Genomic DNA, 13,423 nt, shown 5'->3' with positions numbered 1-13,423 from the left:
TAAAGTCGCACGGCAAGTCTGGCCGGGGGTGGTGGTTCGGCGCGAAAGCCGACTGCGGATGGGCGCGGGTTGTCGCGGATTTTAAGAACAGGCAACGGCAACGGCGAAATACAGGGGTCTCTCCACTGCGGCGTGCGATAAAGCTGCACGCCTTCGGTCGAGATGACGTGGCTTTTTGTGGCGGGATCCTCCAGATGTCGTTTTGGTGATTCGAGTAAACGCAGATTCCCTTCGGGAATGACAAACAAGGGAGGTGTGCGGTTGGAAGTGATGTATGGTGGTTCAACCCATGTCCCAGAAGCGGGACATGGGCACCCAGTTGGGTTCGGTTCTTAGCTACGAGTTGGGTTGGGTGCGTAGCTTTTTGATCTCGTCGAGGATGCGTTCGGCCATGGCGGCTTTGGTGGTGGGAGGGATGGCTACTTCGGTGGCTTTGGTGAGGATGGTGCCTGCGTTGTTTTGCGAGTCGAAGCCGAGATTGGGGGAGGAGACGTCGTTGACGACGATGGCGTCTATGCTTTTTCGCTCGAGCTTGGCGCGGCCGTTGGCGAGGAGGTCTTCGGTTTCGGCGGCGAAGCCGATGACGAGGGTGCCGGGGTTTCTGCGGGTGGAGAGTTCGCGGAGGATGTCGGTGGTGGGTTCTAGCTCTAGGATGCGGGATTGGTCGCGCTTTAGTTTTTGTGTGGCGGCTTTTACGGTGTAGTCGCTTACGGCTGCGGCCATGATGACGATGGTGGCTTCGTGGAGATGTTTGAGTGCGGCGGCCTGCATCTCTGCGGCGGAGGTGACGCAGACGACCTCGCAGCCTGCCGGGGGAGCGATGGCGGTGGGCGCGGCGATGAGGATGACGCGGGCTCCGCGGCGGCGGGCGGCTTCGGCGATGGCGAAGCCCATGCGTCCGCTGGAGCGGTTGCCGATGAAGCGTACCGGGTCGATGGCCTCGCGCGTGCCTCCGGCGGTGATGAGGATGGTTTCGCCGGTGAGGTCGTCGATCGAGGTGTTGCTTGAGGCGTTAGTTGAGGCGAGGACGGATTGCAGGGTTGCGAGGATTGCCGTGTTGTCGGCGAGGCGTCCGCCGCCGACCATGCCGCAGGCGAGATGGCCGCTGCCGGGTTCGACGAACGTTACGCCGCGAGCGCGAAGGCTTTCGACGTTGGCGCGGGTCGCTGGGTGGTTCCACATATTAACGTTCATTGCGGGGGCCATGATGACGGGCGCAGTGGTCGCGAGGTACATGGTGGAGAGGAAGTCGTCGGCGAGGCCGTGGGCGAATTTGGCGAGCACATGCGCGGTGGCGGGAGCGACGATGAGGGCCTGTGTGGTTTGAGCTTCGTTGATGTGCTCGATGCCGGACTCGTCCGAATCGGAGCCAATGCCGGCGTCTTCGCTCCAGAGGCTGGTGATGACCTTATGGCCGGTGATGGCGGCGAAGGTGAGGGGGCGAAGGAACTCTTCGGCGGCGCGGGTCATGACGACATGGGGATCGTAGCCTGCGTCCTGCAGGAGCCGGACCAACTCTACCGATTTATAGGCGGCGATGCCTCCTGTGACTCCGACCGTGACCTTGAGGCGCTGGGCGCACATATGTCTTTACTCCCAAAAACTTTCCAAAGGGGATGGTCTCATAGTCGTGCGGGGGTTTGCACTTGGGTGCTTTGTGCTGGGTCTGCTTTGCTGCGGTCGAGATGACGTGACTTTGGGATGGTGTGGTGGTGGTTCAACCCATGTCCCAGAGGCGGGACATGGGGCACCCGGCTTTGTACCTGTCTTTGTGCTCGTCTTCGTACCCGTCTGGGTTGATGACGTGTTTTATTGCAGGGATTTGGAATTTTGTTTGTGCTGGGTTGCGTTTGGGTGAAAAGTAACGCAACTGCAACATGGTGTTCACTTTGCTGTCATGTGTCGCTTTCACACTCGAAGCCAGCAAATATTAATTTCAAAATTTAAGAGGCAACCTCCTTGATGTCTTTGACGCCACGACGCACGTGTACCCTGGCTCTCACCGCAATTCTTTCGCTTCCGTTCTTCGCTCCTATTCAATCTCGCTCACTGTTTGCCCAGACTGTCTCGGGCTCAAGCACCGTGACGGGGACCGTGGCCGATCCGGGCGGCAACATGCTGGATACGGCGACGGTGCTGCTGAAGAGCGATTCGAGCAACTTTTCGCGCAAGGCCAATGCGGACTCCGCGGGCCGCTTCTCGATCAGCGATGTGCCGGCGGGCCTCTATACCGTCTCGGTTTCGGCACCGGGCTTTTCGATTGCGGTACAGCAAGGGGTGAGGATTGTGGCCAATCAGCCGAAGAACCTCACGTTCTCGCTGAGCCTCGGCAACTTTTCGCAGCAGGTGACGGTCGATGCCGGAGGCACGACCTCGATTGCGGCGAAGCTGGCGCCGATGGATGCGCCGCTCGACGAGCGCTCGGCGCGCACCGAGGTGAACACCACCTTCATTCAGAACTACACCGCGCCGACGGCTGACTTCGGCGAACTGGTTGCGCTGGTGCCGGGCACCGAGACCACGAACTCAAACGGCGTGGGCCTTGGCCAGAGCACGACCAACTTCCGCGGCTTTATCGATGGCGACTACGACATCGACTTCGACGGCATCCCGTTCTACGACACCAATACGCCTTCGCATCACTCGTGGGCGTTCTTTCCCTCGCAGTGGATCGGCGGAGTAGACTTCGACCGCAGCCCGGGAACGGCCTCGACCATCGGGCCTACGCCGTTTGGCGGCTCGATCCATCTGCTCTCGAAGCAGATGCCGTCGGAGCGCAACATTCGCGGCGGCTTCTCGTACGGCAGCTTCAACACTGTGCTGTTCGATGGCAGCTTCAACTCCGGCGACTTCGGCGGAGCCAGCAAAAAATCGAACCTCTTTGTCGATGTGCACCACATGTCGTCGGACGGCTACCAGACCTTCAACTATCAGACGCGCAACGCGGGCTCGCTGAAGTATCAGTACCGGTTGTCGGATAAGACGGTGCTGACGGGCTTTAGCGGCGTGATTTGGCTGGATGCCAACTCGCCCAACCTTTCCTCGACGCGCGCTCAGATTCTGGCCTTGGGCGACAACTACCTGCTGCAGAACACGGACACCACGCAGGCGAACTATTACAAGTACAACCACTACCATGTTCCTACGGACTTCGAGTACGTAGGCGTCAACTCGCAGCTGGCACATAGCTGGAGCCTCGACTTCAAGCCCTACACGTACAACTACGACAACTCGCAGTACTACGCGAAGCAGCCCAAGGGCGGCGCTCCGATCAACCCGACCGTCTGCGGCACGCCGGTGAAGAAGATCAGCCCGTGCGCCGTCGACAAGTACAACAGCTATCGCAAGTATGGCGAGACGCTGGCCGTCAGCCAGACCTCGAGCCATGGCATCTTCCGTACCGGCATCTGGTATGAGTGGGCCGCGACCAACCGCCACCAGATTCCTTCGAATCCCTTTACGTTGAAGGACGATGTTCTGCCCAACTTCAGCGAGAAGTTCTGGACCAACTCCTACCAGCCCTATGGCGAGTATGAGTGGTTGGCTACCAAAAAGCTGAGCGTGACGGCCGGCCTCAAGTTCGCGTTCTACACCATGGACCTTACGCAGTATGCCGATAACGGCGGCAAGATCGGCAGCACCAATCCGATTACAGGCGTGCCGTTTACGTCGGTGAGCAACTCGGTGAATTACCACTCGTGGCTGCCGTCGCTCGATGCAAACTATCGCATCAAGCCGAACTGGTCGGTGTATGGGCAGGGTTCGACGGGAAGCGTCGTTCCTCCGAGCAGCGTCTACGACGTAGCGGGAGCGCTGGTGGGAACGCCGCCCAAGCCGCAGACCTCGACGACGTATCAGACGGGTACAGTGCTGAAGCTGCAGCGCGTTACCTTCGATGCGGACTTCTATCACACGCGCTTCCAGAACGGCTATTCATCATCGACCGACAACGATCCCAACTCGGCGCTGTTCGGCGAGTCGATCCAGTACATCTCGCCGAGCTCGATTACGCTGGGCGGTGAGTTCGAGACCAGCGTTGCGCTGGGACATGGGCTTAGCCTCTATCTCAACGGAACCCGCGGCAAGGCTACTTATGTCGGTACGTTGACTGCCTATAGCCCGAGCGGCACCACCAATAATCCGCTGGCGGTGAAGGCCCCCTCGGGACTGTGGGTTGCACAGGCGCCGAGCGACACCGAAGCTGAGGGCGTGACCTACCAGGACAAGGGATGGAACGTCGGCATCTTCAACAAGCGCGTCGGCTCGAAGTGGGAGGACAACGGCGCCTACCATAACCAGCTGCGCGACGATCCGTACAACGTCAGCAATGCGTATATCAACTACACGATTCGGGGCGGATCGCACTTCGATCAGACCAAGATCAGGCTGAGCGTCAACAACCTGATGAACTCGCACAACATTACCAGCGTGACTCCGGGAGGAGCGTTGGTGCCAGCGACGTTTACCTCAGGCGGACTGACCTATACGAACCCGTTTGTGGGAACGACGACATCTTCTCCGGGCTACACCGGGGGAGTGAACCTGGCCGACAACCCCAACCTGCTGCCCGGACGCAGCATCATTCTGTCGGTGACCTTCGGCTTCTCGCCGGGGCGGTAGCTTAGCGTAGTAACTTTCCTCCGAAGCCTCTCCCTCGCAGTTTGTTGCGAGGGAGGGCTTTTCTTTTTTAAGTGGGTGTGGGGCAATGGCGAAAACTGCAAAAGCAAAGGAAAAATACAGGGGTCTCTCCGCTGCGGCGTGCGATAAAGCTGCACGCCTTCGGTCGAGATGACGTGCTTTTGTGTGGGGTGTTTTGGGGGAAGGGAGGTCTCGAGAGGTCCTGCCATTTGTGCGAATTTCGTTGACATGGGGAATTAGCGTCTTGTAAAGTCAGCCACACGGGAAATGTTTATCCATTGAAATAGAGGAATTTATGGTCCTTCGTCGCCCCTCCGTCGTTTTTCTTCGTTCGCTGGCCGCTCTGATGGTTCTGGTGCTCTCGTGTGCCTTTGCTCCCATACTCGAGGCGCAGTTGTCGACCACGGCGACGATTGCCGGAAGCGTGACCGATGCGACCGGCGCCATTGTTGCCAATGCGAGCGTCACGGTGCATAACGATGGGACCAAGACGGACATGGTGATTCAGTCCAATGGCGACGGCAGCTTTATCGCTCCGGGGCTTCCGGTGGGGACGTATACGGTCAGCATCGCCAGCGCCGGCTTTCAGACCTACACGCTGACCGGTATTGTGTTGCATCCGGCGACGACGGCGACGGTCAACGGAACGCTGCAGCTGGGTTCGGCGTCGACGTCGGTGACGGTGTCGGCCAACGCGGTGCAGGTGGAGACGGCGACGATTGAGAATGCGGCATCGGTGGATGCGGCGCAGGTCTCGACTTTGCCGATCAATGGACGGAACTATCAGGGACTGGCGACGCTGATGCCAGGCGTGCAGAACACCTCGGCCGGTGTGGCACTGACGACTGGTGGTCGAGCCACGAACAATGCGCTTTCGGTAAACGGGCTGGCGCAGAGCGGAACGTTTTATGCGCTGGACGGCGTGTGGAACGAGAACACCGGCAATATGAACCAGACCTCGGTGATTCCGAACCCGGATTCGATTGAAGAGGTTCGCGTGCTGCAGAACAACTACAGCGCGCGCTACAGCCTGATGGGCGCCTCGGTGGTGCTGCTGCAGACCAAGAGTGGAACCAGCAGCTTTCATGGCGGCGCGTGGGAGTTCTTCCGCAACGATGCGCTGAACTCGAAGCCGTACTTTGCGACCTCGGTGCTGCCTTACAAACAGAACATCTTCGGCTATAACATCGGCGGCCCGTTGTTCATTCCGCATCTGTACAACACGAACAAGGAGAAGACGTTCTTCTTCTGGAGCCAGCAGGGCGTGATTCTGCACCAGGTTCCGACCAATTTGACGGGTGTGACTCCAACGGCCAATCAGCGTGCCGGAATCTTCAACTCGGAGATCATCGATCCGAACACGGGTGTTGCGGTGCCGAAAAACGGCGCGGGCCAGTATGTGATTCCGTCGGCTGAGATCAATCCGAACTCGACGGCGTTTCTGAATGCGCTGTATCCGCTGCCGAACTACTCGAGCGGCGGGAGCACGAACTACATCAATCCCAAGGGACAGGTGACGGTACAGCGCGACGACGAGATCAAGATCGATCACAACTTCAATGCTCGTTTCCACCTGCTGGGCGAGTACCTCGATGAGTATCAGAAGTATGCGCAGAACTCGCTGAGCGGATCGCAGTCGGGCGAGGTCTTCGACACGAACGGCGAGACGGACTACACGCACAACAAGCTGGCGCAGCTTGCACTGACGCAGATTCTGACGCCGAACATGGTCAATACGACGAGCATTGCCATGAACATCTTCGACCTGGACTTGAACCTTACCGGGACTGCTTTTGTCGATCAGGTGCCGGGCTTCCAGACTTCGCTGCCTTATAACGGCTATCTCTCCAACCGGCTTCCGCTGGTGACGTTCAGCGGCGGTATTGCACCGCAGGGTATCGCAGCGGCACGTCCGTTGACTCATGCGGCCGATCTCGACGATACGGTGGGCGATGACTGGAGCTGGCTGCATGGCCGCAACTTCTTCCAGGCGGGCATCACCATCGTCTTCAATACCAAACGTCAGAATCCGGGCAGCGCGACCAATGGGCAGTTCACCTTTACCGGCGCGGCCACGTCGCCAGGCAAGTCTGGCGTGACGCAGGACGATGCGCTTGCGGACTTTTTGTTCGGCAAGGCGGCGACGTTTACGCAGACCAGCGACCAGCCGCGCGTGGCGGTGCATGGGATGGAGATCTCGCCGTATGTGGAAGACCGCATCAACCTGACGCGGAACCTTACGCTGACGGCGGGCATTCGCCTGTTCCATATGCCGCTGCCCTATGGGCCGCCGCAGTCGGAGACGAACTTCATTCCGTCGGCGTTCAATCCGGCGAATGTCCCGATCGTCAACAATGATGCGACCATCACCGTGACACCGGCGTATAACCCGTTGAACGGGCTTGTGACCAATGGCACCAACGGGCTGCCGAACAGCTTCTCGAATAATCACATCTGGTATGCAGGCCCACTCGCGGGCTTTGCGTGGGATGTGTTTGGCGATGGCAAGACGTCGCTGCGCGGAGGCTACGGCATTACCTATACGCGCATCTTTACCAACCAGGACTGCTCGTTTAACTGCGCGATTAATCCGCCTCGGTTGCAGTCGGCGAATTTACAGAACGCCAGCTTTCCCAATCCGGTAGGCACGGGAACCGCGAAGGCGGCGACCATCAGCGCCATTACCGCTGCTGACCAAAACATTCAGGCGACGCAGGTGCACACCTACAGCCTGAGCCTGCAGCACGAGTTTGCGCGCAACTGGATCGCTTCGGCTACCGGGGCGTCGAGCCAGGCCCGGCATCTGGTTGGCACGTGGAACTACAACGCTGCTCCGCATACGGGGATCTACGACTTCGACCCGAGCATCAATACCGGCAAGGTCACGCCGTATAAGTTCGCGCCCTATCTTGGGTATGCGGCGATTACGACGTATACATCGCGGCAGAACCAGAACTGGAATGCGCTGGAGCTGAGCCTGCGTCATCCGGTAACGGAGAATCTCTTCCTTACGGTTGCCTATACGTGGTCGCATGACCTTACCGATCACGTCAGCGGTACGTTCAGCGCCATCGATCCTTACAATCCTTCGCGCTACTACGGCAACGCCGAGGGGCTGAACTTCCCGCAGTCGCTCTCAGTGACGGCGATCTACAACCTGCCGTTTTTGCGTGAGGCCAAGGGCTTCAAGGGCGGCGTGCTGGGCGGTTGGAAGCTCTCGGACATCACGACATTGCGCAGCGGCACTTCGCTGTCGCCGGGACTCAGCACCTCCACTCAGGGCAACGCAGTGCGGGCCGACCGCGTTCCGGGCACCAGCATTCATGGGCCGAAGACGAAGGCGGAGTGGTTCAACACGGCGGCATTCCGTGCCCCGGCGGCGGGCTTCTACGGCAATGGAGCGACGGGCAGTATTCAGGGGCCGGGTCTGGTGGTCTTCGATATGTCGCTCTATAAGGAGTTCCACATCAGCGAGTCGAACTTCTTCGAGTTCCGCTCGGAGGCGTTCAACATCTTCAACCACACGAACTTCACCACCATTGGCACGAACTTCGGTGCGAGCAATTATGGGCAGGCCACGGCGGCTACCGATCCACGGATTCTGGAGTTTGCGCTGCGGTACCACTTCTAGGGTCTTTGCTGTGTTGTTCTGGTTATGGTCAGGCGCGATGTTCTCGCGCCTGATCGTGTTTTTTGCGGTGTTTACTCGCGCACTTTAATTGCTTTGGAGGTGGCGCCGTTGTGGTAGGTGACGGCCTTTGCTGCTCGCGACAGGTCGCCGCCATCGAGGATGATGCTTTCGTTGGCTGTGCCTTCGAGCTGGAGGAAGGGTGAGGATGGCGTCAGTACGCGGGCGGCTGTTATCAACACCTGGCTGGTGTCGATGAAGCGCAGGACGGACTCTGCCTCGGTGTTTCCCTGCACGCTGAAGCCGTTGACGGCTGCGTCTTCGACGTGGTCGAGGACCAGTGCGGGGCGAAGGTCCGGCGTTGCCACCTGCAGGCGAACGTTGCTGAGCGTGATGCCCTTTGCGTTGCGCGCGTAGAAGCCGTAGGCGGGCATCGGCCCGAGTGCGAAGTACTCGCCTGCGTAAGGCGGCAGATCGCGGCGGGCTGCTTCCTCGGCGGTGCCGCCGCCGCCGAAGGTGAGATGTACGTCGTCGAAGGAGATGTTTTCGAGCGTCGATCCGGCGACACAGTTCAGCGTGATGCAGGAGTGTCCCTCGCCGGGGCGGAATCCGCTGGTGACGGAGGCCTCGGAGAGTTGCGGCGGGTTGGTGGTCACGGTGCCGTGGATGTTGCTGAAGGAGATGTTACGCACGATGGCGGGCAGCTTTTCCCTGGAGAGAGCTCCTTGTTCTCCGCCGCCGGTTTGCGCTGCGGCTCCGGGTTTTGGCTCGCCTGGGCCGACGCTGATGTTGATGGGGCCAGTGACCTCCTGCAGGATGAGGTTCGAGAAGGAGATATTTTCGAGGCGCGTTCCGGGGGCTGCGTGGAGCTTGATGGGGCACCCGTCGACCTCGTACAAGAGGCAGTTGGAGACTGTGATGTTCTCCGCGGTGCCGCCGCCGAAGCGGAAGACCGACCAGCGCGTGCTGAATGAGCTGTTGGTGATGGTGATGAAGCGGCAGCTTCCGAACATGGCGCAGGCGTCGTCCTGCGATTTGATGGTGCAATTGCTGACGGTGACGTATTCGGCGCTGATGAAGTGGAAGCCGTCGTTGTTTCCGTTGACGCGGTTGTGGATGTAGATGCCGTCCATCTGGACGCGCTTGCTCTGGATGACGCGGATGCTGTGATAGGCGCCGTCGAGTAGCGAGATGTTGCGCACGGCGAAGTCGTCGCAGCGGTAGACCAGCACATGATAGGGCCGAAAGTCTCCTCCCAGGCCGCTGGGCGGCGGAGTTCCGTGCACCTTGGAGTGGAAGGCCGTGCCCTGGCCGTCGATGGTTCCGGGGCCTTCGATGGAGACGTGCGCAGCGTTGACTGCGAACAGCAGCGCCCAGTTGCCGTCCTCGAGTGTGGAGTCTCCCTTGAGGGGGATGGCGTCGACTGCGTGGTAGTCCTTGCCGTTGGTGCTGCCGAGCAGCTTGCCTGCGGCGGCGATGTGCAGGGTGACGTGGCTGCGCAACTCGACGGTGCCGATGAGAAAGGTTCCGGCGGGCACAAGCACGGTTCCTCCTCCGTCTTTGTTGCAAGCGTCGATGGCTGCCTGTACGGCGGCGGTGTCGAGCGTGGTGCCATCGCCTTTGGCGCCGAAGCTGCGCACGTTGTAGATGCGTGTTCCGAGATCGTCGCCTGTGTTTTTTACGATGCCGGGCTGGGCTGCTGCTCGCTCGGTCAACAGGCCTGCGCCTGCGATGGCTGCCATTGCCGGAACGGGGACTGCTCCCAGCCATTGGCGGCGGGTCATCTGTTTACTGTTTGTCGGGATACGAACGTCGTCGTTCAAAAGGTAACTCCTTGCAGATGCCAATCAGGTTGACCCGAGTGTATGCGTCGGAAAATTCGCTCGTCAATAAAATATAAAAATAATTTTTTGCATATAGAAAAATAAAAGAGGCTTTTTGTTGAATTCCAACGGAGGCGTTTTTTTAGAGACAAACGTCACAGCGCCGCTTCGATACAATCAGCGAAGTATGATCGCCCATCTCCGAGGCCGCCTTCTCTCCAAGAGTCCGAATGAAGCTGTTGTTGATTGTGCTGGTGTCGGCTACGGGGTCACGATCTCCGTGGCTACGTTTACCAGTCTTCCGGTGGAGGGTGCGGAGACCTCGCTGCACATCTACACGCATGTTCGTGAAGACCAGATTTCGTTGTTCGGTTTTGCGGAGACGCAGGAGAAGCGACTGTTCGAGAAGCTGCTGACGATCAGCGGCATTGGGCCGAAGCTGGCGATTACGGTGTTGAGCGGCATTGCTGCCGACCGGCTGGTGACGGCGATTCGTTCGGGCGATCACGCTTCGCTGACGAAGATTCCGGGTATCGGTAAAAAGACTGCCGAGCGTGTGGTGCTGGAGCTGAAGGACAAGCTCGACGATATGGCTGTGCCGGTCGCTGACGCTTCGGGTGTGCATCATGGGCCTGCCGGAGACGATGTGCTTTCGGCGCTGGTGAACCTTGGCTATCCTCGGCCGATTGCGCAGAAGGCGATTGAGACAGCGATTGGGAAAGATGCTGCTGCGGCGCATGACTTCGAGACGCTGTTTCGGGCGGCGATGGCGGCGATTCGGTAAAAAGATTTCGGCCATGCCTGTATGGAGCGGTACGAATCTTCGAGGGCGATAAAGGAGAGACAGGATTCTGGTAATCCTGTCTAATCATTGTGGTTGTTGAGATGGCAGAATGCGCCGACGATGAGATTGTCTGTGATTATCTGCGGGCTGTTGGTCTTTCCGTTCTTTGCACAGGCGCGGCGCACCGATTCGCAGACAGAGACTGTTACAGCTCAGACGGCGGCGAGTTATAACCTCAACGTTGCTGTCGATGAAGTCATTCTCAACTTTCACGCGGAAGATGTTCACGGTCTTCCTGTCAATGACTTGAAGCTGAGTGAGCTGAGTCTTCTGGATAAAGGTCGGCCACCGAGGAAGATTCTCGCGTTCGAGCTGTTGCGGGACTATCCCATCCGCGCCGCGATTCTGGTGGATACAAGCTACTCGATGCTCGATCATCTTGCCGCTGTTCGGGCGATCTCGAGCAGATATGCTCAATCGTTGCTGCGGCAGCAGACGGACCAGGCCTTTGTCGTTGACTTCGGTACACGGTCGCAGATATTGCAGTCGTGGACCAGTGATCCCGCTGTACTGGCTAAAGCTATCGGCGGGGCCACGGCGAACGAGGTGAGCCTGCTGGGGAGTACGACGGCCCTCTTCGATACGATTTATGCGACGTGCCATTATGAGTTTGGCAAGATTAATCATGCGGCCAGCGCCAACTTCATCATGCTCTTCTCCGATGGCGAGGACGACAGCAGCCGGGTTTCACTGAAGCAGGCGGTTGCGATGTGCCAGAGCGTTAATACGGCCATCTACGCCTTTCATGCGGAGGATGCCGAGGCTGGCTCGGATGGATCGAGGACGTTGACTCAGTTGGCGCTCCAGACTGGTGGCCGGGTCTTCCATGACGATGATTCTCCGGCGGAGAGGTACGACGATCTGCGTACGATTGAGACGGATCTTCGTAATCAGTATCGGCTTATCTACACGCCGCCAGAGGTGAAGCACGATGGCTCGTTTCACCGCATCATGCTGATGATGCCGGATCGGGTGGAGAAGCTTACGGTTCGTTCCGGCTACTATGCGCCGATGCATTGATCGCAGCTCAGGAAAGGCGAAATACAGGGATCTCTCCACTTCGCTGCGCTCCGGTCGAGATGACGTGGCTTTGGGGTGACGTGATGGTAGTTCCACCCATGTCCCAAAGGCGGGACATGGGGCACCCGTCTTCGGTCGGTTGCGTCAGCAGTAACTTACTGCTTATGTCTTGTGTCGATGTGTTCAGCTATCAAAGAGCAGTGGAGCGAGACGGGCTGGCGAGCAGCGTTGCGCAGCTCTCCGTCGAAGAAGTCGCAGGCCAGAATATTATCCTGGCCACTGTGCCGGGCTGAATACACATTGATGTTAAGTAAGACGGGGCCTTCGATCCATGGAAGGTGCTTTTGATTGACCTTTGCGCCGGTGACGTGGACTGTTCCAGCGTGGCCTTGCATTTCGATCTCTTCGCGACCAAGGTCGATCTGGCCGATCTCATCGGCATGTTTTGCCGCAGAAGGAGTGGGAGTGCCAGAGTAACTTGCGGACACGATGATGCCTTCGGAGAGAGCAGCAAGTTTTGCTGCTGCTTTTGCCGAAAGAGAGATGCGGACGTCGAAGGCGAAGCCGTTCTCAGTTGTTTGAGCTGATGAACTGCTTGCGGACAGCATTGCGCCGCAGATAAGGCCGAGAAAGAGCCGACGGAGCCCTGTGGGAGTGGCGCGATGTGCGATGGCTGGAATTGGCACCGAAATTCTCGCTTTGAACAGGTCAGATTTCGAGCGACAAAGAGCAATGCTATCAAAGCTCTTATTGAAGGGAGTGGCCCCGGCGTCTTTTGAGACGGTCGGGGCCATGAGGTTTGCAGACGGCCCGTAAGCCGAATTTTGTTTTAGACGATCATTCCTCTAGGCGGCACATTACTGAGCCGCTCCAGCAACCTACCCGCAGGTTTTGGCTCTGGCATTGAGCTTTCGCTCGCCGCCGGTCTCTTCGCCTGGGCGCATCGGGCCGATACGCTCGCCCGCCTGAAGAGGAGCGGTGCGATCCCTGCCTATTTGGTCTTGCTCCGTGTGGGGTTTACCCTGCCGCGTCCATTACTGGCCGCGCGGTGCGCTCTTACCGCACCTTTTCACCCTTACCTTCCCCGCTTGCGCAGGGCGGGCGGTATGTTCTCTGTTGCACTTGCCGTCCAGCCGCCTTGAAGCGGCCGTCCCGGACGTTATCCGGCACACTGCCCTGCGGAGTTCGGACTTTCCTCCCCCGTCCGACACCTTGCGGCGCGGACGGCAGCGATCATCCAGCCGCCTGCAAGGTTGAGTGTACCGCATTTAAGGGGGATCTCTTTGGGTAGCAACGGCAAAGCGAATACAGGGGTCTCTCCGCTTCGGCGACAAAGCGCCGCCTCCGGTCGAGATGACGTAGTTTGTGGTGATTCAACCCATGTCCAAAAGCGGGACATGGGGCACCCGCCTTTGGGCGGGAGGACGCGCTTTTGTCGTAGGGATGAGTTTAGGCGGCGAACTAACTGCA

7 protein-coding genes and 1 other RNA gene are annotated in these 13,423 nt (G+C 59.0%); 4 read left to right on the top strand and 4 right to left on the bottom strand.

Features of this window, described 5'->3' with window-relative positions; genetic code table 11:
• Positions 1 to 336 precede the first annotated feature (336 nt).
• Positions 337 to 1,584: a bifunctional phosphopantothenoylcysteine decarboxylase/phosphopantothenate--cysteine ligase CoaBC gene (coaBC, locus tag IEW09_RS02225; RefSeq protein WP_188552511.1), complete on the bottom strand. Its 1,248-nt coding sequence runs from the start codon at positions 1,582 to 1,584 to the stop codon at positions 337 to 339.
• A 378-nt stretch (positions 1,585 to 1,962) separates the two neighbouring features.
• On the opposite strand from coaBC, the gene IEW09_RS02220 reads away from it, so the two are divergent.
• A complete protein-coding gene (locus IEW09_RS02220; protein ID WP_188552510.1) occupies positions 1,963 to 4,620 on the top strand; it encodes a TonB-dependent receptor in 2,658 nt (885 codons plus the stop codon).
• Positions 4,621 to 4,933: 313 nt separating this feature from the next.
• Positions 4,934 to 8,269 (top strand): TonB-dependent receptor, encoded by a 3,336-nt coding sequence (locus IEW09_RS02215; protein WP_188552509.1) that lies wholly within the window; start codon positions 4,934 to 4,936, stop codon positions 8,267 to 8,269.
• Positions 8,270 to 8,340: 71 nt separating this feature from the next.
• On the opposite strand, the gene IEW09_RS02210 is transcribed toward IEW09_RS02215, so the two are convergent.
• Positions 8,341 to 10,089, bottom strand: a complete 1,749-nt coding sequence (locus IEW09_RS02210; protein WP_229739027.1) for a glycoside hydrolase family 28 protein — start codon at positions 10,087 to 10,089, stop codon at positions 8,341 to 8,343.
• A gap of 187 nt (positions 10,090 to 10,276) precedes the next feature.
• Between IEW09_RS02210 and ruvA the strand changes: the two genes are divergently transcribed.
• Both ruvA and IEW09_RS02200 read left to right on the top strand, forming a co-directional pair.
• Complete coding sequence (gene ruvA / locus IEW09_RS02205; protein ID WP_188552508.1) at positions 10,277 to 10,873, top strand: Holliday junction branch migration protein RuvA; 597 nt, start codon at positions 10,277 to 10,279, stop codon at positions 10,871 to 10,873.
• Positions 10,874 to 10,993: 120 nt separating this feature from the next.
• Complete coding sequence (locus IEW09_RS02200) at positions 10,994 to 11,953, top strand: VWA domain-containing protein (RefSeq protein ID WP_188552507.1); 960 nt, start codon at positions 10,994 to 10,996, stop codon at positions 11,951 to 11,953.
• Positions 11,954 to 12,108: 155 nt separating this feature from the next.
• Here IEW09_RS02200 and IEW09_RS02195 read toward each other — a convergent pair whose 3' ends face one another.
• Complete coding sequence (locus IEW09_RS02195; RefSeq protein WP_188552506.1) at positions 12,109 to 12,639, bottom strand: hypothetical protein; 531 nt, start codon at positions 12,637 to 12,639, stop codon at positions 12,109 to 12,111.
• Between the two features lie 111 nt (positions 12,640 to 12,750).
• An RNA gene (gene rnpB, locus IEW09_RS02190) (RNase P RNA component class A) lies at positions 12,751 to 13,202 on the bottom strand.
• Positions 13,203 to 13,423 lie beyond the last annotated feature (221 nt).

Source organism: Edaphobacter dinghuensis (assembly GCF_014640335.1).
Classification (GTDB): Bacteria; Acidobacteriota; Terriglobia; order Terriglobales; family Acidobacteriaceae; genus Edaphobacter; species Edaphobacter dinghuensis.
Note: the sequence above shows the minus strand (reverse complement) of the source record. Positions and strands in the feature narration are given on the sequence as shown.